Annotated in this window: 16 protein-coding genes and 2 rRNA genes; 5 read left to right on the top strand and 13 right to left on the bottom strand. The window is 54.7% G+C overall.

The window, feature by feature from the left end; translation table 11 throughout:
* Nucleotides 1-220: 220 nt before the first annotated feature.
* A complete protein-coding gene (locus NZ823_07325; protein ID MCS6804939.1) occupies nt 221-1,609 on the bottom strand; it encodes an FAD-dependent oxidoreductase in 1,389 nt (462 codons plus the stop codon).
* Between the two features lie 66 nt (nt 1,610-1,675).
* A complete protein-coding gene (locus NZ823_07320) occupies nt 1,676-2,815 on the bottom strand; it encodes a M20 family metallopeptidase (protein MCS6804938.1) in 1,140 nt (379 codons plus the stop codon).
* Between the two features lie 152 nt (nt 2,816-2,967).
* Between NZ823_07320 and NZ823_07315 the strand changes: the two genes are divergently transcribed.
* The 5 genes from NZ823_07315 (at nt 2,968) to NZ823_07295 (ending at nt 9,530) form a co-directional block, all read left to right on the top strand.
* Nucleotides 2,968-5,175, top strand: coding sequence for a S9 family peptidase (locus tag NZ823_07315; GenBank protein ID MCS6804937.1), 2,208 nt, complete (start codon nt 2,968-2,970; stop codon nt 5,173-5,175).
* Nucleotides 5,176-5,238: 63 nt separating this feature from the next.
* Complete coding sequence (locus NZ823_07310; GenBank protein ID MCS6804936.1) at nt 5,239-6,198, top strand: GTP-binding protein; 960 nt, start codon at nt 5,239-5,241, stop codon at nt 6,196-6,198.
* A 2-nt stretch (nt 6,199-6,200) separates the two neighbouring features.
* On the top strand, nt 6,201-8,249 hold the full coding sequence (argS, locus tag NZ823_07305) for an arginine--tRNA ligase (protein MCS6804935.1): 2,049 nt from the start codon (nt 6,201-6,203) through the stop codon (nt 8,247-8,249).
* Between the two features lie 4 nt (nt 8,250-8,253).
* The gene (aroF, locus tag NZ823_07300; GenBank protein MCS6804934.1) at nt 8,254-9,108 is read left to right on the top strand and encodes a 3-deoxy-7-phosphoheptulonate synthase; all 855 of its coding nucleotides are present in this window, start codon (nt 8,254-8,256) and stop codon (nt 9,106-9,108) included.
* On the top strand, nt 9,105-9,530 hold the full coding sequence (locus NZ823_07295) for a threonyl-tRNA synthetase editing domain-containing protein (GenBank protein MCS6804933.1): 426 nt from the start codon (nt 9,105-9,107) through the stop codon (nt 9,528-9,530). Before aroF ends, NZ823_07295 begins: the two co-directional genes overlap by 4 nt.
* A gap of 166 nt (nt 9,531-9,696) precedes the next feature.
* On the opposite strand, the gene NZ823_07290 is transcribed toward NZ823_07295, so the two are convergent.
* The 11 genes from NZ823_07290 to NZ823_07240 form a co-directional block, all read right to left on the bottom strand.
* Nucleotides 9,697-9,885: a type II toxin-antitoxin system HicA family toxin gene (locus NZ823_07290; protein MCS6804932.1), complete on the bottom strand. Its 189-nt coding sequence runs from the start codon at nt 9,883-9,885 to the stop codon at nt 9,697-9,699.
* A complete protein-coding gene (locus NZ823_07285) occupies nt 9,885-10,193 on the bottom strand; it encodes a type II toxin-antitoxin system HicB family antitoxin (protein MCS6804931.1) in 309 nt (102 codons plus the stop codon). Before NZ823_07285 ends, NZ823_07290 begins: the two co-directional genes overlap by 1 nt.
* Before the next feature lie 328 nt (nt 10,194-10,521).
* Entirely contained in the window at nt 10,522-11,688 is a 1,167-nt protein-coding gene (locus NZ823_07280; GenBank protein MCS6804930.1) for a TonB family protein, read from the bottom strand.
* Nucleotides 11,689-11,826: 138 nt separating this feature from the next.
* On the bottom strand, nt 11,827-15,180 hold the full coding sequence (locus NZ823_07275) for a tetratricopeptide repeat protein (protein MCS6804929.1): 3,354 nt from the start codon (nt 15,178-15,180) through the stop codon (nt 11,827-11,829).
* 404 nt (nt 15,181-15,584) lie between these two features.
* Nucleotides 15,585-17,261 (bottom strand): Zn-dependent exopeptidase M28, encoded by a 1,677-nt coding sequence (locus tag NZ823_07270; GenBank protein MCS6804928.1) that lies wholly within the window; start codon nt 17,259-17,261, stop codon nt 15,585-15,587.
* A 95-nt stretch (nt 17,262-17,356) separates the two neighbouring features.
* Nucleotides 17,357-18,454, bottom strand: coding sequence for a glutamine-hydrolyzing carbamoyl-phosphate synthase small subunit (gene carA, locus NZ823_07265; GenBank protein MCS6804927.1), 1,098 nt, complete (start codon nt 18,452-18,454; stop codon nt 17,357-17,359).
* A gap of 24 nt (nt 18,455-18,478) precedes the next feature.
* Complete coding sequence (gene lepB / locus NZ823_07260; protein ID MCS6804926.1) at nt 18,479-19,162, bottom strand: signal peptidase I; 684 nt, start codon at nt 19,160-19,162, stop codon at nt 18,479-18,481.
* A 547-nt stretch (nt 19,163-19,709) separates the two neighbouring features.
* Nucleotides 19,710-20,177, bottom strand: coding sequence for a hypothetical protein (locus tag NZ823_07255; protein MCS6804925.1), 468 nt, complete (start codon nt 20,175-20,177; stop codon nt 19,710-19,712).
* 50 nt (nt 20,178-20,227) lie between these two features.
* Nucleotides 20,228-21,106 carry a tRNA 2-thiocytidine(32) synthetase TtcA gene (gene ttcA / locus NZ823_07250; protein MCS6804924.1) on the bottom strand — a complete coding sequence of 293 codons (879 nt, stop codon included), beginning with the start codon at nt 21,104-21,106 and terminating at the stop codon, nt 20,228-20,230.
* A gap of 415 nt (nt 21,107-21,521) precedes the next feature.
* Nucleotides 21,522-21,638 (bottom strand): 5S ribosomal RNA (rrf, locus tag NZ823_07245).
* An 87-nt stretch (nt 21,639-21,725) separates the two neighbouring features.
* Nucleotides 21,726-22,162, bottom strand: a 23S ribosomal RNA gene (locus NZ823_07240); the annotation flags it as partial.

Below are 22,162 nucleotides of genomic sequence, written 5' to 3'. Positions count from 1 at the left end.
ACCACCGGTGAGGCTATCGGAAGAAGTGTTACTCACACACGTCAGGCAGCCGGTTGATCTCAGGCCGTGTGGTCATCGCGCTGACAAGATTCAACAAGCTGAGAGCGGTTTGTGAATGAGGTTACCCTAGGAGCGAACGCTTGCAGCGTGCATGAACCCGCAAGATGTGAGGCCCCCGCTAAAGGCAATTGAAAATCGCTCTAAAAATGACAAGGGGAGCCTACTCCGTTGGTTTGATTTGACCTGAACGGATCGCCTCCAACATCTGGTGACTGGTGGCCAGCTTGAAAAATTCCAGACCCCGCCGCTCGGCTTCCTGTTGCTCCAAGCGTTCCAGCAGTTGCACCGCCGGATATTCCACATACTGGACGCCTCGGATTTGCAATGCCTGACGCAAGCGAGTCAGTTTCTCAGCGATTTGGTCTGATGAACCCGGTTGAACCCGCTGCAAATAATGATTGACCGCCACGACGCCTCGTTCAGCATCCTGACGTGTTTTGCCGACTACGCCATCTGATGCCTTGCGCGACCATCCGACACAGAACATGCCCTCCATCACGGTTTGCTTGACCGGATCATACAACTGGTACTGCTCATCACCCGGATGCTCCGGGTCAGGAGATGGGTTCGTCGGATAGATGCCTGCCTCAAACGGGATACCAAGCGCTTCATCTACTTCGTCGCCGACAGCAAATACGACGCTGTCCACAGCGATGGCGCGGCGCGTGCCAAGGTTTCTGGGAAAAAGAAATGGTTCTCCTTCCTTTTTGTACAGCTCAGTATCTTCAACAATCACGGTCGTAGGATGCCCGAAGCTTCCCGCCACAATCTCCACCGGCATGCTCAAATACTGAAACGTCACGCGCGTTGGACTGGTCCCTTCTTTGGCCGGAACATCTTTGTACTTCATCAGCTCGTCGTAGAGTGATTCTAGCGACTGACCGTATATTTGTAGCCGCGCGCGGATGCGCTCCAGTTCGCGGCGCAATGACTCGCCGTCTATGTTGGCCGAGATGGCCTTAATCTCTGCATCGGAATAGGCGCGTTCGCGCGGGCCACGTCGCGCAATGACAATGACCTCGGCGACCCGCTTTTCATGAACTAGGTAGTGAGCCACGTCAACCATCACATTGCCGATGCCGATAATGGCGACGCGCTGGCCAAAATCGAAATGGAATCCGCTGAACGGCGGCAGCAGGTTGTAGTGATAGACCACATCCTTGGCGTGATAGACGCCGGGCATGCGTTCGCCTGGGATGCCAAGGTATTTGGTGCCCTGCGCGCCGACGGCAATGATGGTCGCGCTGGGTTGCAATATCGCCTGCAATTCGCTCAATCGCAGGTCAGCTTTTTCGCCAATGCGCACGTGGCCGACATAATGCACGTCGGGACTGCTCAAGATTGTGCGAAATTGTTTGCGGATGCCCTCCTTCATTTTATGTTTGTTGAAATAAATGCCGTATTCGGCCAAACCGCCTGGCTTGATGTCTCGGTTGACTAACACCACAGTGTGCCCTGATTCAACTAACTTGCGCGTTGCGAAAATACCGGCAGGACCCGCGCCGATGACCACAATCAGATGCCCACTTGACTGACGTTGCAACACCACGATGTTGGTCACTCCTGTTTGGTATTTGCCCCGGACCGCGCATTCAGCGCGGCCAGCTTGGCGCACTCACAGGGTGAGGAGCATTCGCACGAGCAGCGCCACACGCTGCGGCAACGAGGCAATCAACACATGTTCGTCAACGGCATGAGCGCCGTTGCCATCAGGCCCTAATCCATCCAGCGTTGGCGTCCCCACAGCCGCCGTATAGCAGCCTTCGCTGGCGCCACCGGCGGCTGCTTCCGGCAACTGAAAACCGAGTTCTTCGGCCAGCGTCCGGGCATGCTGATACAACGCCACGACACGCTCAGTTCGCACCAACGGTGGCGCTGCGATCCCACCACTGAATTCCAATTGAGCGCCGGCCAACACAGGTGTCCGCTGAAAGATTTTTGATATGACCTCTTGTCCGTCCACGAGCGAGTCAAAGCGAACATCAATCTGCGCTTCAGCTTCATCGGCTACCACATTGGCGCGCAAACCGCCCCGCACGACACCGACGTTAATGGTGACGCCCGGCCGGACGTTGTTCAATTGTTCGAGCGCCAAAATTTGGTGCGCCAGCTCATGAATGGCGCTAACGCCCGCTTCGGGCGCCAAACCGGAATGCGCTGCCCGACCGCGAATTCGCATCAGGAGTCGGCCAACACCCTTGCGGGACGTTTTGGCCGCGCCGCCGGGCATCGGTGGCTCTAACACTAACACGCACTGCGAACGTCGGGCTTCGTCTTCCAACAGGTCTCGATAGCTGTCGCTGCCCACTTCTTCCAACGGCGTCAACAACAACACAGCGCCGCGCGGTGGCACCAGTTGCAACGCCTGAAGCAGGTGCAAGGCATAAAGCGCGACTGTGACGCCGCCTTTCATATCAAACGCTCCAGGTCCATACAATCGGCCTTGTTCAATTCGGACGGGGCGCTGCTCAAGAGTTCCTACTGGCCAGACCGTATCCAGATGCCCAAGCAGCATCACCGGCCGTTGACCGGCGCCAACACGAGCGCGAACAATCGGCCCGCTGCCCCGCACCGGAATCTGTTCGACCGCAATGTTGCGTTGCCGCAACCACTCTGCGACGAATTGAGCGATACGATCGAGGCTGGCCGGATCGGTCGAAGGCGATTCCAGCCCGACCAGTTGTTTGAGCGTCTCTACCATCAATGATGTGTGTTGCTGAGCGGTGTGCAAAAGCGTTGCCGGCGAAATGTTCATAGCTGAGCCTCAAAGATACCGCAAAGACGCGCTCAATGCACATCATTTGGAACGAAGCCCGCTAATCGGACAGACGGTTGACGCCTCAAAGCGGGATATGATACTTGTCTAGGCTCTTGAATTCAGCCTTGGAAAGTTGAGGAATCACCCGTATGCGTCGCATTGCAACTATTTGGATTCTAGTCAATCTCATGCTGGCTGCCGTTCCCGTCTTCGCTCAAGACAAACTCCTGACACTTGACGATCTGTATGATCCACAAAAGAGGATCAATTTTAATGGCACACCGCCGCTGGATTTACAATGGCTGCCTGACGGCCAACACTTCCTGCAACGCAAGAAAGACGACAAGACAGGCGCGATGACGCTCTGGAAAGTCTCAGCAGCGACGGGCGAAGCCACCCGTTTTCATGATCCGGCGGCTATGCAATCGGCGCTGCTGAAGCTGGCCGGATTCACTCAAGAGACAGCGCAAGCCATTGCCCAGCAGGGCCGCTACACAATGAACGCCGACGCTTCCGCAGCGCTGATCAATCACGCCGACGATCTGTACTACTACCACTTCGGCAACCAGTCGGCTCTGCGCTTGACCGCTTCAGCGGAAGAGGAAGTCGGCGAGGAGTTCAGTCCAGATGGACGGTTTGTCAGTTTTGTGCGCAACTACAATCTGTATGTGGTGGACATCGCCACTCAACAGGAACGCGCCCTCACGCAAGACGGCGGACCTCAACGACTCAATGGGCGATTGGACTGGGTCTACCAAGAAGAGATTTACGGGCGAGGCAATTTCAAAGGCTATTGGTGGAGCCCTGATTCAACCAAGATCGCTTATTTGCAACTGGACGAATCCATGGTGAAACCATTCACGGTGGTGAATCACATCCCCTACCGATTGGAGCTGGAAGTCACCCCGTATCCCAAGGCGGGCGATCCTAATCCGGTAGCTCGGCTCGGCGTGGTGAAGGCCCTCGGCGGCGCAACACAATGGGTTGATCTGTTCCCCTATCAAGCGGCTGAATTTCTAATCGTCAAAGTCAACTGGACGCCCAACAGCCAGCAGGTCGTCTACCAAGTGCAGAACCGCCAACAAACCTGGCTCGACTTAAATCTGGCTGATGCGGCCACCGGTCAGTCCCGGACCATCTTGCGGGAGACGTCGAAAGCCTGGGTCAATGTGCTTGACGACCCGCATTGGCTTGCCGATGGCTCATTCCTCTGGTTGAGCGAACGAACCGGCCGTCAGCACCTCTATCACTACGCGGCGGATGGCAAGCTCATTCGTCAGATCACCAACGGCGCCTGGGATATTCGCGCCTATCACGGCCTGGACGAAGCCCAACGCTTCATCTATTTCTCCAGCTCTGAACACAGCCCGATTGGGCTTCATGCCTACCGGATTCGGCTCGATGGCGCGGGCCTGACGCGCCTAACCAAGACAGAGGGTTGGCATCGCGTGGATTTCAATCCACCATTGAGCTACTACATTGATTACTGGAGCGATTGGACGACGCCAACACAAGTGCGACTGCACCATGCCGACGGACGCCTGCTTCGCCTGATTGATGAGAATCGCGTCGAAGCATTGAAACAGTACAAACTGGGCAAGACCGAGTTCATGCAGGTCAAAACCCGCGATGGCTTCGTCATGGAAGCGATGATGATCAAACCGCCGGATTTCGATCCCAGGAAAAAATACCCGGTGATGTGTCATGTCTACGGCGGCCCACAAGCGCCGCTCGTTCGCAACGGTTGGGGTGGAACCACCTATATGTGGCATCAGATGCTGGCGCAAAAAGGCTACATCATCTGGGTCTGCGACAATCGCACGGCAAGCAACAAAGGCGTCGAATCAGCCTGGCCTGTCTATCGCCGCTTCGGCGAGTTGGAACTGCAAGACCTGGAAGATGGCCTGAGCTGGCTCAAGCAGCAGCCCTATGTGGACGCCACTCGCATTGGCCTGTGGGGATGGAGCTACGGCGGCTTCTTGACGGCTTATGCCCTGACGCATAGTCGCAGCTTCAAAATCGGCATCGCCGGCGCGCCGGTGACCGATTGGCGCAATTATGACACCATCTACACCGAACGTTATATGGACCTGCCACAGAACAATCCTGACGGCTATAAAAAGAGTTCTCCCGTGTTCGCTGCCGAAAACCTCTCAGGCAGACTGCTCCTGATTCACGGAACAATTGACGACAACGTTCACATGCAAAACACCATTCAGTTCGTCTACGCGTTGCAAAAGGCCGGTAAACAATTTGACCTAATGCTCTACCCGCAATCGCGTCACGGCGTGACCGATCCGCTCCTAGTCAAACACCTGCGAACACTGATGACCAATTTTATCCTCGAACGGCTGTGATCGGTGCTAGGCTGATTGAAATGTGTTAATCTTACTTGTCTCTCGATAGCGGAGGTGACAACGATGTTTTGCGCAGTGAACATCGTGACGGGCTTCTTAGGCAGCGGCAAAACCACGCTGCTGAAGCACATTTTGCAGCATGGGTTGAATCAAAAACGGGTGGCTGTCATCGTCAATGAAATCGGCGAGATCGGCATTGACGGCAAGCAGATCGAATGTCTCAACGTGGAAAAGATGATCGAACTGACCTCAGGCTGCATTTGCTGTTCGGTCAATTACCAGTTTGCGTTGGCTCTGCAGTCCATCGTGGAGACCGCCAATCCCAATCTGATTATCATTGAAACCACGGGCGTGGCTGACCCACTGCGCTTGGCCGATGAAGTCCATACGGCGGGATTTCGCACCGACGCCATCATCACTGTTGCCGATGCAGCCAACGTGATCGAACAAATGAAGCGCAACTCGGTAGCCCGCCGACAAGTGGCTGCCGCCGATTTCATTGTGCTTAACAAAACAGACCTGGTTAATGAACGTCAGCTTAACCGCGTCAAACGGCGGCTGTGGTGGCGCAATCGCCGCGCGTTGGTCGTGCCGACGAGTTTTGGGCAAGCGCCGCACGACATCCTTTTCGGCACGGCAGCCGCAGTGCACCGCGAACGACTCCGAGCCATGCAGCAGGCCAAAATGAACGGCGCGGCTACGGCTCATGCCGATCATCTACGGGATGACGGCATCGAGTCGTTCACTTATGAAGGCGCGCGTTTGCTGGACCGCGAGAAATTTGAGAAGTTCCTCAAACGACTGCCCCGCGCTGTGTATCGCGCCAAAGGAATTGTGCGATTTGAAGAGTCTCAGTTTGCCTCGCTGTTCAACTATACGTGTGGCCGCTTCGACTTTGACTGGTACCGAATCCCCGACGGAACGAGCTTCACCAATCAAGGCGTCTTCATCGGTCAACGCATCAACAGGATCCGCGACGACATCTTAGCCAAATTGACGGCCTGTGAAAAAAGCGACACGTAGATATGGCATCCATCGAAACAACGATCAAACAACGCATCCTCGCCATTATTCAAGAGAAGTATCACATTGCTTGTGACGACATGCCGGTGGAAACGCCACCCTCGCCACAACTGGGCGACATCGCGTTGCCCATCGCGTTTGAGCTGGCTAAACAGTTGAGCAAATCAACCGGCCAGAAGCAAAATCCAAGAAAGATAGCCGAAGCCATCGCCGCTGACCTCACCGGGATTGACGGCATCGCGCGTGTTGAGATTGCTGGCCCCGGATACATCAACATCTTTCTCGATCGTCCGTCTTACCTGCGTCAGCTCATGCAGCCCTGGCAGCAACCGCTGCCAGCAGGCGACAAAATCATCGTCGAGCATACCAGCGTCAATCCCAACAAAGCAGCCCACGTCGGCCATCTGCGCAATGCGCTGCTTGGTGACACCATCGTCCGACTCCTGCGGGCTACAGGCCGGCGCGTCGAAGTTCATAACTACATTGACAATACCGGCGTGCAAGTGGCCGATGTCGTTGTCGGTTTTCTCTATCTTGAAAAGAAATCGCTGGATGACATTCAGCAGATAACCGGCAAGTTCGATGATTACTGCTGGGACCTCTACGCGCGGGTGACACAGTGGTATGAACAGGATGCGCACAACCTCGACTACCGTCGCCGAACACTGAAAGAGATGGAAATCGAAGGCCATCCGACGGCTCTCATGGCCGATTACATTTCAACGCGCATCCTGAATTGTCACCTCGATACATTCGACCGGCTGGGGATTCGCTATGATTTGCTGCCGCGTGAAAGCGATATTCTCCATTTGCATTTCTGGGAGTTGGCCTTTGAAATCCTCAAACAAACCGGCACGATCGTCTATGAGACCACAGGCCGCAACGCTGGTTGCTGGGTGATGAAGGCGGAAGATAAACATCAGACTTCGGACTTCAAAACTCAACTCTCAGATACCAGCCCTCAAACATCGGAAGAAACAGAAGACCTGCCGGCACGTGAGCAGCCAACTTATGATCCCGATAAGGTGCTGGTCCGCTCAGATGGTACGGTCAATTACACAGGAAAGGATATTGCCTACCATCTGTGGAAACTGGGCAAGCTCGGCGTAGATTTCAACTACAAACCGTTTCGCACCTACCCGGACAAACACGAAACATGGATCACGACAACTGAAGTCACTCAGCAGACACGCCAAACCCGTCCGATGTTTGGTTTCGGCGCTGCTTATCTGAACGTGATCGGCGTTGAACAGACATATCCCCAGAAGTACGTCAAAGAGGCGCTGGCCAGAGTCGCGCCGGAGCTGGATTTGAGCCGATCCGCTCACGTTGCGTATGAGAAGGTGGCGCTCTCGCCGCAGGCTTGTCTGGAGCTGGGCATTGAACTCCAGCCCGATGAACTGCGCCGGCAACAAATCAATATGTCGGGTCGTCGCGGACTCGGCGTCAAAGTTGACGACCTCATTGACAAACTTGAAGAACGCGCTCTGGCCGAAGTGCGCGCGCGGCAGCCCGACGCGCCAGTAGATCAACAAAGAGACGTGGCTCATCAGATTGCCATCGGCGCCTTGCGATACTTTTTGCTCAAATACACCCGGACAACAGCCATCACATTCGATTTTCAAGAAGCGCTCTCGTTTGAAGGCGAAACTGGCCCCTATATTCAGTATGCTGTCGTTCGCGCCAATAGTATCTTCCGCAAGGCTGAAGCGGCCGGCCTGCGACGAGAGCCGATTGACAGCGTGCCGGAAGAGTCGCTTCGTCAGATACTCAATGGCGAGGACGGAACTGAACTGTGGTCGCTCATTTATCAGGCCGGGCGGCTCGATCGAGTCATTGACCAGGCGTGCGACAGCCTCGAACCAGCCTTTGTGGCCAAACACGCATTCACGTTGGCGCAGCGATTCAACGTCTTTTATCACAACTACCCGATCTTGCGTGAGCCAGATCAATCACGACGAACGCTGTTGCTCGCCATCACGGAGATCGTTGAGCGCCAGTTGCGGCGGGCGCTCGCTGTGCTGGGCATCGAGGCGCCCGAACGGATGTAACAGCATGAACGCACTAAAAACATTTCATCTGGTCAGTTGGGCAGCGCGCGATACGAAGACCGTGGTCAACGTTGGCGGCGTCCAGATCGGCGGAGATGCACTCACAATCATCGCCGGCCCGTGCGCTGTCGAAAGCCGCGAGCAAACGTTGACCATCGCTGAGCAGGTGAGTCGGCTGGGCATCAAGTTGTTTCGTGGCGGAGCCTATAAGCCCCGCACATCGCCTTACTCATTCCAAGGCTTAGGTGAACCCGGGCTGCGCATCCTTGCAGAAGCCCGCGAACGATTCGGCCTTGCCGTGGTGACCGAAGCGCTCGACGCAGAGAGCCTCGAACTAGTGGAGGCGTATGCCGACATGATTCAGATCGGCGCGCGAAACATGCAAAATTTCAGCCTGCTGCGACGCGCCGGCCGCTCGCCACTGCCCGTGCTGTTGAAACGCGGCATGGCCGCCACGGTGGAAGAACTCCTGCTGGCGGCTGAATACATCATGCTCGAAGGCAATCCCAATGTGGTGCTGTGCGAACGCGGCATTCGAACCTTCGGACAGCATTCGCGCTTCACGCTTGACCTGACGGTTGTGCCGACGCTGCAACAGCTCACCCATTTACCGATCATTGTTGATCCGAGCCACGGCACGGGGGATCGTAGCAAAGTGATGCCACTGGCTCGCGCCAGCGTCGCTGTCGGCGCCGACGGCCTCCTTGTAGAAGTTCACCATCAGCCGGAAACCGCTCAGTGCGACGGCCAACAAGCGATTACGCCAGAACAATTCCGCCAATTGCTCGGCCAGATCGAACGGATCGCAGCGATTGTACGCCCGGCTCACAGAAGCGTGCTGGCGGAGGCCCGCCGATGAGAATGCTGATGATTCATGTTGATGCCTTCAGAAGTGAATTGACCGAGAAGGGCCGCTCCAAACTGATCGAAGAGCCAATTGAACGAGTCGTTGCCGTCGAGGAAGCGATCGTCATTCTCACCGCTGTGGAAAAGTCCGACGAATCAAATCCCACACTCGTTGTCCAACGAGCGGCTCAAGAGATCGAAACAATCGCGCGTCAACTGAAGGTCTCTACGCTGGTGGTGCATTCGTTCGCGCACTTGTTCGCCGAGCTGGCCAACCCGACGGTCGCTGTTGATGTCTTGAAGGAATTAGCCTCAACGCTCGCCGCGCGCGGGTTCACTACATACCGCAGCCCGTTCGGCTGGTTCAACACGCTGGAGATTAAAGCCAAAGGCCATCCGCTCTCGCGCATTGCCCGGACGATCCCAGCGAATTGATCCATCATCCCTACCATTCCGTACACACGCCGGGACATCGCGCGTCGCCCGGACGATCCCAGCGGATTGCTCCATCGGCCGCTCACAATGCGCCGGCCGGTGCTTCTACAAAAAACGGTGGAATAAACCGACTGCAACTCACCTATGATGAGTAACCCTCAAGGCCCTAGAGGTTGATCCAATCCTCTACTGAAATTCCCACTTCGCGGATGATTTCACGAATCAGTCCGACGCTGACATCCTTTCCCTTATGCACCGGCACGGGAATAATCTTATTCGTCTGCGGGTGCACCATCCGTTGATGCCGACCTCCGGGAAACGGGCCGAGAAAGCCAAGCGACCTCAGCTTACGCATCACTTCTGCCGGTTTAAGCGGTGTGAGTCTGGCCATGCTTTCTTGCTATGCCGAGCCACTCGGCGCTCCAGAATCTCTACTCCCTCGATACGCGGGATCTCAAGGCCCAGTTGCAAGGCTAACAGCACATTGCCCTCAATCACCTCGCGCAGGTTCTCACGCGCCTCTTCAAAGCTATCCCCCTGCGCAAAAAAACCGGAAACCGTAGGAACCTTGGCAATCACAACGCCGTCTTCATCGCGAGCGTATTCTGCTTTTTTGAGAGCTTCTTCAACGTAACGAGCCAGCGAAAACACTTTGATTTTCATATTGTCCAGAATCTTACCTGCTCGCTTCTCTCAATGGCAAGCCAAGAGAACGACCACCACGATCATTCGCAGCACGCCCGCGATCGTCTAACGCACGGCGAGAGAGGAAAGGGCAACGTTGGTTCAACACGCTGGAGATTAAAGCCAAAGGCCATCCGCTCTCGCGCATCGCCCGGACGATCCCAGCGGATTGCTCCATCGTCCGCTCACAATGCGCCGGCCGGTGCCTCCAGAGAGATTCAGAACGCCGCAACGGCCGTCGCGCTCAGCGCCGTCGCTTCAATCAAACGGGCTTTTATCACTCGGCAACTCTGCTGATTCAGGAGATTCACGGATTGGTAAAGCTAAATCCGATCCGCTTGGTGGATTTCACTGGTTGATTGCCCTGCATTGCTGGACGGAATTTCCACATTTTGACGGCTGCCACCGCTTCATTCCAGAACATCGGTGGTCCTTCCACTGGTTCGGCCGCAACCACGTTTCCACGCTCATCAATCGTGACCTCAACAACAACCTGGCCGGTAAGGCGGAGCGCCCGGGCCGAGACCGGATATTGAGGAGTGACCCTCCTGATCGGTTCGGCAGGTGTGACAGCGACTGGTTTGGGCGCACGAACCTCAATCGTCAGTGTATCCGTGGCCGTACCCTCCCTGCCATCGGTGACCTTGAGAGCAACGGTGACAGAGTCAGAGCCTTTTTCGAGCGTCATCTTGTCAGTTCGTAGTGTCACACGCTGGCCGTCACCATCAACCGTGCCACCTGTGGTTGACCACTGAAACTCCAGCGGATCACCATCCGGGTCGTTTGCTTCAGCCTCCAGAACCAGGTCTTCACCGCGAACCAGCTCGGTCTTTTCTGCGCGAATGGACGCGCTGGGCGCTCGGTTGGGAGGTTTCAGTGAGAAGGCGAGCGCCTGTCGTGCGACTCCTCCACGTCCGTCGGCTACTTCCAATCCCACCAGGAACGAGAGCGAGCGGGCGTTAAGGCCAATACTCTCGGTGCGCAACTGAACGGTCGGGCCTTCACCGACAATCGAGCCGGCAGAAGTGAACCAACGATATTGAAGCGGGTCATCATCCAGATCGTTAGCTTCAGCAACAATGGTGATTGACTCGCCATGAACCAACTCCGTCCGTTCAGCCTTCAGCACAAGCGTTGGCCAACTATTGGCCGGCATGAGCGCATTGAGTGTTTTGGCCGTTTCACTGCCCACACCAATGGTGCGCAAGTGATCGAGAACCTTGGGCGTCAATCGAAACTCAAGGCCACGCTCGCGAATCTCGCCGGCCACGACGGCGTCAGGCGCTACAGCGATCAGTTGCCGTACTTGCTCCAGGCTGAGCGCCTTGGGCTTAGAAGCAACCGCCTGTCCGTCTTCAGCACTGAACGAGCTGCTCGCGCTCGATGAACTAATGACGCTCATCGCCGCCGCGATAAGTAGTACAAGAATCCGACGCTGTCTTTTCTGTCTTCCTTGATGTGCCACGTGTGCCATGATTGCCACTGCGCCTCCTTATCGAGATGCTTGGTCAGCGCGACCTCCCCACTTGATTTTTGTTGCGTGCTGCGCAGGGTCGCGCTGTGCCTGAACGAGTGAACGCTTGTTGCCATCGGCCTGCGCCGGTGCTTCTCATCAGTTCGTCCCTTGGTCAGTCGGCTTATTCAAGATGTCCTTCACTTTCTCGATGGCCGCCTTACGCTCGCGCAGCCGCGGATTATTCGGATCAGCTTTCAAAGCTCGTTCCAGTTCTTGGATGGCAGCGTCATACTGCCGACTCTGAAACAAAGCCTGAGCCTGGCTTAACGACTCCTCAGCTTTCTTTGCTAGTGTAGCGGCGTCTTCCACCTGAGACGGGCGTTGCACCGTTCGACTTGTCTTAGTCACCACCAGCGGCGCTCCGGACGACTCCGATGAATGACCCATTCGCGGTTCAATGGTGATCGTCTTCTGCCCACTCACTCTACCGCCGTGTCCATCTTGAACCTCTAATCGAATCACGACCGATTGTGCAGCTCCGGGGTCCAAGTCAGACGTTTGCAGGACGACTTGCTGTCCTTGCCCGACAATCGTTCCTGCTGAGGCGTTCCAGGTGTAGGCCAGCGAATCACCATCCAGATCACTCGCCTGTGCCGTTAATGTTACCTCTTGACCAGCTTGGATTCGATCAGAACTGGCCTCCAGCATAGAGAGCGTGGGCGCGCTGTTGGCTTTGGCGCCATCCCGCAATAGGAAAACAGACAAGCCACCCACCACCAGAAGTAGTAATCCGGCCGCTATAGCCCATCGGTGACGCTTGATGCCGTGCCTGCCTACCTGCTCAATGCTCGTTGCTGACTCTACCGGCTCAACAGCCATTGGCTGGGAAGCATCCGACGGTGATCCATCACTCATCACCGTTGTGATTGACGAGGCGCCAGCTGCCGAGTCAGTTTCCATACTCAACCATGACGCCTCCCATGAAATATCATTTTCATCGTTCGTGGTGTACCCAGAGCACATGAGCAGTTCCTCTGAGGATGTGGCAGAGGCGTCCTGCCTGTCATCCATTCCCATTGTTTCTGGGCGTTGGCTGGGCGAGATGAACAACTCCCCCGAAAAACCCTGGGAGCGCACGTCTCCGGCGTGCTCGTCGCAGGCAGGCCCGGCCTGCTCCAAGCGGGCGCTTCCGAAGATTTCATCGTTTTGGGACGTCGCTACCGGCGACATGGACAGTTCCTCAGAAGATAGATCATCCCAAGGTGACCGGTGTGCGGTTACATCAACCTCAACCTCAGTATCAGATTGAGCGTAAGAGCAAACCTCATCGGAAGGCTCTTGCCAGGCGACTTCATCAACCTTGGCCGAGAGCCAGTTCCATGTCTCATCTTCGGTTTCGCTCATCACTGCAGTCTGATCATCCGAAGATTCCTCCGGTTCAGTAAAAGTGGATTCCTCACATATCACGGGCGCGGCTATGAGTTCTCGACCGAGCGCGTGTACCATGCTCACATCCATGCATACATCAGCAATAGATTCAAGGGCACCGGCATCATCCAGAGGAGTTGCTGACGACATCGCAGCATCAAACTCGAGCGACGGTATGGGTTGCTCTGAGTCCTCTCTTGCTACGTCTAGGACGGATGAAGAGCCCTCGATCAAATCAACTGGCTGCCGGTCCATCAACTCCTCGCTTTCGGCGCTTTGCATTTCCAGCCGCAACTGAGCGTAGCGGGGTACCAAGAGATTCAAAGTTTGGTCAACGGCCTCCGGGCGCAGCGCGAGTCGTTCTGCTTCAGCCAGGAAATCAGCAACGGTTTGCGCCGTCACGCAGTCGTCATGCTCGGTAATCGCTGCGATTCTCTCGACCCATTGTGAAAAGCACTCGACGCCGGCGCCAATCCGTTGTTCAACCTCGGCGGTGAACGCACGTTCCGCTTCCAGCGCCGGCAACCCACACTCAACTGCTCGCTCGATGAGCGCTTGCTTGTCTTGCAGCGTCATCCAAATGTTCGCGTTCAGTGCAGGCCTCACCAACCGATCCATCCAGACATCAAGACTCGGTTCAACCAGCTTCGCGCCAGACTCAGGGCACAGGCTCAGGTCTTGATGAATAACCGAGCAGACACACGCAGTAGACGGACAATACATCAAACGCGGCTTGATGATGACTGCTCGTTTGGCACATTCTTGACGAAGAATCGCCAAAGCCGCCTCGCGCGTCATGCCGCGCGAGAGCGCCGCTTCAACCAGGCTGTCCCTTTTGGCCCAGCCAAGGCGCCGCGTCTGGATGACCATGTTGCTTTGAAGAACAGGTATCAAGTCTGAAAGTAACCACGCCTGCAAGTTGGCTTCATCAGCGCCGGTGAACCGCTCGATAACTAAATTCCAGTGATGCTCCAACGCCGTCGGCTCGATCCTCATTCGTTGCAAGGGGATGAAGAGTTGGTCCTTGTTGGCTATCGCCTCGATGATGTCACTGGCGAAAGCCGGCTCTAAGGTTTCGGCTTCCCATCGCGTGAGCCATCCGCGCTCGAATTCATGCCCACACACGGAACAGATCGCCTGCGCTTCATCGAGCGTCTCCTGGCATGCAGGGTTGCTGCATGAGCGAAAGTGTTCGGACCGCGTCAGCTCATTCCGCAGCTCGTCCAATGTCTGAAAACGCGCGGAGGCCTCCGAGCAAAGCATCCGCGCCAAAACCTGCTTCACATGCTCGCGCACAGGCAGAGCTTCGGTCCTCCACATTTGTGAAGTGGTATCGAAATAGTCTCGATAGACCTCCGAAGGCTCGCTCGCCGTCACCAGACAGATAAAGGTGAGGCCCAGCATGTAAATATCCGTCGCAGCACTGAGCTTGCCCACGTGTCGTTCAGGCGGCGCATACGCGACACGGCTCAAGCCTTCCATCACGGCACTGCCCGAAGCCTGCCCAAGCAACATCGCCAAGTCAGTGAGTGAAGCAAAACAAATGAGTCGCAACTGACCGTCAGCCTTCTGCCGGAGGACATGCGCCGGCGTAATATCTCCATGAAATACTCCATGACGATGCAACTCGTCCAAAACATCCATGATCTCGTGTAATGTCGTCAACGCTTTTTCTTCTGAAAACGCTCCGGCGTGTTTCACCTCTTCACCAAGCGTGTGTCCTTCAACATACTCAGCAATGAAGCCATGATGTTCTTTGGCGAGGATAACAAAGTCTTGAACAGATGCAGAAGTCACACCTTTAATGGGGATGAGCGCTTGCATCAGCCGGTGCTGAAGTCCGGCCTGTCCCGGCTGCGCGAGAACTTCATGAAGGATGCAGGGCTCGCCCCGGTAGTTATCTACCGCCAGAAATGTCACACGATTGGCAGAGGCGTCGAGCTGCTTCCCAATTTCGTAGGAAAGCAGCCTAGCCCCCTCACACAACATCGGCAGGGAGCGCCCGCAGTGATGGCAAAGGCCATCGCCAACTTCATTCTGCTGGTCACACGACAAACAGTTCACTGTTGCAGTCAGGATCATTTCAGCCCCCTTTTACCTCGCTAAGCGAGGTCAGTGATTGGCAGATCAAACTTCGTGATACGACGCATGGCTGACAGTGACACACCAACCAACAACACCGGGACACGCTCAAGTGAGCGCCCTCAATCATTCTGGAGCGATGTCCGACATCCTCAGGCGGTTTCATTTTGGATTCCTCCTTGCCCAAGAGATTGCAAACTCTGTGCCGGTTGGGAGACAAATCAATTAACTCGATCGAGACGATGAAACACGTTGAGCTACAGCATGTTGGCTTGTCGTTGATGATTATCAGAGCAAGCGCAAACTGATCGGACGTGCAAAGACTATTTCAGTTTTGAAACGAGCCGAGGATACAAAAGTGCCAGCTTGAAAAGGGCGAACCTATTCAACGCCTGTCCAGTCCCTCAACGACTCACGCGGATGCCGAATTCGGCTTGCACAGCGGGGTCGCGCACATCGCGACGAATCTGTTCAATCGTCTCTCGTAAGGCAGGGCTGGCTTTTGCGGCAAATGATCTGAAGAGCTCATCGAGCAGATTCAGTTCCACGGACGGGACACTTGCGCTTCTTAAATTCACCAACGATTGAATGATAGGTCGCCAACGGGCGAGCTTGCCCTGCGTGTCAATCAATAGATTCGGATGTAGCGCCAAGATATTCGTCAGCTCTGGGGAGAATCGGTAGTATTGCTGTGTATAGTATCGTCCGCGCGAAGTCGAAGCCAACACTTCATCGCGGAAGCGGTAAAGTAGATTCAATGTGCTTTCAGCGTCCGTGGCGCCCTCAACCACCTTTGTCGCGGCACACCCGCCAGGCGGCGGGGGCGGCGGCGGGGGCGGCGGCGGCTCGCTGATAATGAACACGGCATTGCTGACATCAAATGTGGCCGGATTGGTGACGTCGCTAATCTTGATAAGAGCACTGCCGGTGGCCGGGCCAGTCACTGTCCACGACTGAGTGCCATCATTGGGCGTTGTGGCAAACAACGTCTCATAGCTGGAACCACCATTACGCGAAAGCTCGATCTTCACATTATCAATCGTCCCTGTTGAAGTCCATTGGATCGTTTGCGTCGAGCCGGTCTGCCAATCCTCGCCGCCATTGGGCGAGACAACTCTGAGACTGGGGATGACACCTGTCATCAACTGAGCTAACGTGGCCAGGTTCATCTTTAATATCTCCATGCCCATGGCCGTCGTGATATGATCAGGGGTGTCCGTTGTGCGATGATAATGTGGATAGACGTTCCAATCATTTTCAATCGAAAGCACCGCTTTCACATTGTTGTTGAGAAATGGCATGTGGTCGCTGCAACACGGATTGAATGACGTGACTACACGAAGCGACGTGAACTGCTGAGCCGATAACTGCATAAGATCAAGCAACGACTGAGCAAACGGCCTCGTCTCCAGCAACACATCCAAATCGCTGTCAATCGTGTAAGAGATCATATCCATGTTGATGACGCCTTGCACCTTGCTCAAATCGCCCGAAGCAATCAATCTCTGCACATAGGCATTGCTGCCGAACAAGCCCTGCTCCTCACCAGAAAAGGCGATGAATTTAATTGTCGCCGGCTGCGGTTCATCAGCCAGCACACGCGCCAATTCAAGCACGCCGGCCGTTCCACTTGCGTTGTCTTCTGCGCCTGGAGCCGCAGTGTTTGGGCTTTCGGAAATTGAATCATAATGGCCGCAGACGATGTACCACTCATTGGGACGGGTAGTCCCCGGCAGCGTGCCAATGACGTTATATGCCGTCGTACTACCAACGGAGAATGACTGCAATTCGGTGATCAACCCCAATGACTGAAACTCTGCCTGAATGTAGTCCCTCGCATTGAGGATTTGTGAGCCATGCGTATAACGGTTCCAACCTGCTAGTGTCGAAATCGTATTGAAGTACCTGGTGCTATCCAGTTGCGCGATGAGGTCCAGGATTGCCTGCGTTGTCTCTACCTGCTTTGGGACGGCACGCCGTGCTCCAGTCCCTCGGTAGGAGCCAATAGGATGACTCCATGCCGTAATCAGTAAAGCTACAAACAGTGCGATAGTGAAGCGTCCTACGCGCGACTGGTGCATAAAATTTCCCCTCCTCAATTCCTCTCCCACCCTGTAACGCGGCAACACTCGCTCACCACCATTGAGCGACGTTCGGGCAAACTAGCTTCTCAATCTCAACGGTTCTCTTTGATCAAATCAAGGAATTGATCAAACAAGTAGACCGAATCATGTGGTCCCGGAGAGGCTTCAGGATGATACTGCACAGAAAAGATAGGAAGCGAACGATGACGCATGCCCTCCAATGTTCCATCATTCAAGTTCACGTGAGTGACCTCAATCTCATGATCCGGCAAACTATCGGCATCCACGGCAAATCCATGATTCTGACTCGTAATTTCTACTTTTCCAGTCAACTCGTTTCGCACCGGTTGATTTCCGCCGCGATGCCCAAACTTCAATTTATAAGTGCGCCCGCCAAAAGCTAACCCCAGCAACTGATGCCCTAAACAAATTCCAAAAATAGGTTTTCGCCCCAGCAGCTTGCGTATCTGCTCGACCACCGAAACCAGCGGCTCTGGATCACCTGGTCCGTTTGACAGAAATATCCCATCGGGGTTTAACGCCAGCACATCCTCAGCAGAGGTAAAAGCAGGAACCACCGTCACGCGACATCCGGCTTTGGCCAGATTCCGCAATATATTGAACTTGGCGCCAAAATCGTAGGCGACCACATGAACGCTTGGCTGCTCATCAGGCTGCCATCTTCCCTCCCATTGATACGGCTCCTGACAGCTCACCACGTGGACCAACTCACGCCCCAGCATGCTCGGGGCTGCCCTCGCTTTGCTGACGGCGCGGGACTCATCCAGCGTCGTCGTGGTCAAACAGGCTCGCATCGCGCCTCGTTCACGAATATGCCGCACAATCGCTCGAGTATCAACATCTGTGAGGCCGATGATGCCGTGCGCCCTTAAGTACTCCTCAAGACTGCAATGAGCGCGCCAATTGCTGAACCGAGCCGAATAATCCCTGACAACAAATCCTTCAACAAACGGCCGGCGTGATTCAACATCCTCTGAGTTCACTCCATAGTTTCCTATCTGGGGATAGGTCATCACGACAATCTGTCCGGCATACGAAGGGTCGGTCAGTACCTCCTGATAGCCCGTCATGCACGTGTTGAAGACCACTTCACCAGTCCGTTCGCCATCAGCGCCAAAGGCACGGCCATGAAACACGCGCCCATCTTCTAAAGCCAGCAGAGCGTTCATGAGCTTCTCATGGAGCTCCCGCCCCTATTTAATGGTCCCCACACTTCCCGGAGGCCAATATCGAAATATCGCTTTCCCGTAGATGTATTTTTCCGGTACCAGTCCCCAACTCCGACTGTCATTGCTGGCGTCACGATTGTCGCCCATGACAAAGTAGTAGTGATTGCGCACAAATGTGCTCGGCATGTTCTCGTATCGGTGGTGGTACGGAGGGTCAATGTAAGATTCGTGCAGAGGCTCGCCGTTAATATGCACGACCCCTTGATGAATCGAGACGGTTTCCCCAGGCAATCCAATGACCCGTTTGATGAATGATTTGTCAGGATCGTTCGGATACCAAAACACGACCACGTCGCCCCGCTGAATCTTCGCATCAGGAATGAAGAACTTGGCCCAGTTCGAGTAAATGAACTTGTTCACAAAGATGCGCTCCCCATCATGAAGATGCGGGAGCATACTGGTTCCTTCTACGCGAACTGGTTGAATGATGAAGACGATCACCAGAATAGCAACGAGAATTGAGAAAATGACATCGCGAATAAAAGATTTGGTCTCCTCCCAAAAGCTGTTGCCATCATCACTCCGGGTTATCAACGAAACTTCCAAAGCAGGAGTGATCGGCTTGCTCTGCTCAGTAATTGGAACGTCAATGTGATAATGAAATAAAGGAAGTTGTTCTGGCCTCTTTTCCATTTGCACTACGTCCATCTGCTAGGATCAGACAACAGCGCAATAGCCTGTCTGTTGCCCGACACATCCGAAGGGTATAAGACTAGGGATGAAAAAAACCTTTGTCAATATCATTGCTTTGCACGCATCTGATGTGACAACATACCTGCGAAAATTCGTGTAAGGGAGGCCATTCATACGAACGATCCACACCCGCCCAAACAAATTCCTTATCGAGAGGTTGACCTGGTAACCGTTGTGGGATTGCCTCTCTTGCTGGGAGCAATCATCTACTGGAAGATTCCGGAACTTTACACCATCACGCTTTGCCCGCTGCGCTTGCTCACCGGGCTATGCTGCCCTTTCTGCGGACTCACACGAGGCGTGTACTGGCTTGTCCAAGGACAATTCGCCACATCACTCTCTTACCACCCTGCCTCTGGGCTTGTATTGATATGGCTGGCTTCAAAATGGCTGGCATCATTTCGATTGGTGTTCCTGCAGCGGCGCTCATTAAACTCCTAGCTCCTCATTAAAAACTCACGGGCGCCACGATTAAGAACCAACATACAACTGACCTGCCTGGTCAGAACAAATTCCTGAAGATGCCTTGCAGCCAGTAACGAACGCGAGAAAGCCACCCATGCGGATGGTAAACAGGGATCATTTTGCCTTTGCCTTTTCGCTGCATGGCTACCACACGACCAAGCACCTTGTTGAGCGGCACCGGTGTATCATGGTGACATGAGCCGTCCCCTCTGGTCAAAGCATGAAGAGCGCCTTCGATCTCCTGAATCGCAACGACACGATGAATCAACGCCGTGCCGCTGGCCGTGGCGACTAAAACAATATCCTGGACACGAACTGTTGCCGGATCAATCGGATCAATGACAACAATATCACCATCATCAAGCATTGGACGCATGGCGCTGCCACTGATCTTGAGCTGAATCGAACGACTCTGCATCAACTCACATCGAGCGAGGTCAAGCAGATCAGATGACTCCAGACTCAACTCTTTCCGATAAGACTTTGTTTCATCGTATGTCCGCATTCGATGCTCCAAAGACACGCCACAGTAATCATGACGAGGCCGAGCAACTGTTAACTCGTTTCACATAAAGCTGCCTGCTCAGCACTCGATTTATCAACCGACCAATCACCTCCACGAGCTGATTGATCCAGATTCAGGTACCGTTTATCCAGCAGATGAGTGAGCGTCACGTTGCCTAGTGAAGCCAGCATCGAGTTCTTAAGTCGAGGATACCGGCGCTCAAGATGGTCCAACAATTCCTTCATCTGGGGCCGCAGATTAGTCTCATCTTCACAAAATGGGGAAGCGCAGGAAATCACCGGGAACCCCTTCTCTTGAGCATACTGGCGAATCTCCGCTTCAAAAATATGACAGAGAGGACGAATCACAATATTGCGCTGATCATCCGACACCAACCGAGGCGGCATCGTGCGAATCTCTCCCCGAAAGAAGATCGAGAGCAACATTGTCGCTAACAGGTCGTCGGCATGATGGCCTAAGGCAATCTTATTTGTCTCCAACTGCTGGGCCAAGCGATAGAGCGTTCCTCGTCGCAGCCGCGAACATAAACTACACCCGGTCGTGCCCCATGCCAGCTTTTCCTGCATGATTTCGTACGTCGGATTCTGCGCCATGTAATATGAGTACCCCTCGCGCTTGAGGTACTCTTCAATGATGTCCTGGCGAAATCCTGGATAGCCTTGATCAATATTCACAGCCACCAGGTCAAACCGGACAGGGGCGCGTCTCTGCAACAACCGGAGAACATGCAGCAGTGTCCAACTATCTTTTCCGCCTGACACTGCAACAAGGATGCGGTCCCCATCTTCGATAAGGTTGAACTCCTTGATGGCTGCTCCGACGCGACGCAGGATAGAGGTTTCCAATGCCTCTCCAGTGCGCATCCGTTTGGGATCATCCCTCTTGACCTGAACTAACCTGCCTTTCATCGCCTGTCGTTGGTACTATAACTTTATCACTGCTGTTTTGCAACGAGGAGCAAAACTTTGCTCCCCTCAGAATGTGGCGCAGGCGTTCCCGCCCGTGCTTCATTCTCATTCTTCGTCGTGTGCCATAGCATAGGGCGATTCCCCTCAGAATGTGGCGCAAGCGTTCCCGCCTGTGGTCTATTTTCGCGTGCCTGCTGCCTTCCATAGACCTACATCGCGTTCATGGTTGGTAGCAGGCATGAACACAAGGACGAGGTTTCAAGAAAGGAAAAGTTGGAAGCGTTGCAAAGTGACCTCGGCTGCAAAGTGATTGTCGGCTCTGCATCGCCGACAATCTCAGTGATAATCACCAACTGAGCTATGCCCCAAATGAGAAAGGCTGCTCAGCGTGCGCTGAGCAGCCTTGTGTATGACTCTCCGGCAACGACCTACTTTCCCACGCCGTCGCCAGCGCAGTATCATCGGCCCAGGCGGGCTTAACTGCCGTGTTCGGGATGGGAACGGGTGTTGCCCCGCCGGTATGGTCACCGGAGAAACACCATCAGACATGGACACTCGCCCGATGTCTCACAATTGAAGAAGAAGTCAATGCAATTGCATGTGCTGCCCCACAACTTTTATGGTCAAGCGCTCGGCCGATTAGTACCGGTTAGCTCAACATGTTACCATGCTTACACACCCGGCCTATCAACGTGGTCGTCTACCACGGGCCTAACATGTTTACCATCGGGGAGATCTCATCTTGGGTCGGGCTTCCCGCTTAGATGCCTTCAGCGGTTATCCCTGCCTGACTTAGCTACCCGGCGCTGCCGCTGGCGCGACAACCGGTACACCAGAGGTCAGTCCAGCCTGGTCCTCTCGTACTAGGGCCAGATTCCCTCAAATCTCCTACGCCTACACCAGATAGGGACCGAACTGTCTCGCGACGTTCTAAACCCAGCTCACGTACCGCTTTAATGGGCGAACAGACCAACCCTTGGGACCTTCTTCAGCCCCAGGATGCGATGAGCCGACATCGAGGTGCCAAACCGGAGCGTCGATGTGAACTCTTGGCTC

Source organism: Blastocatellia bacterium, assembly GCA_025054955.1.
GTDB lineage: Bacteria > Acidobacteriota > Blastocatellia > HR10 > J050 > JANWZE01.
The sequence above is the reverse complement of the archived record's forward strand: the minus strand, read 5'-3'. Positions and strand labels throughout refer to the sequence as shown.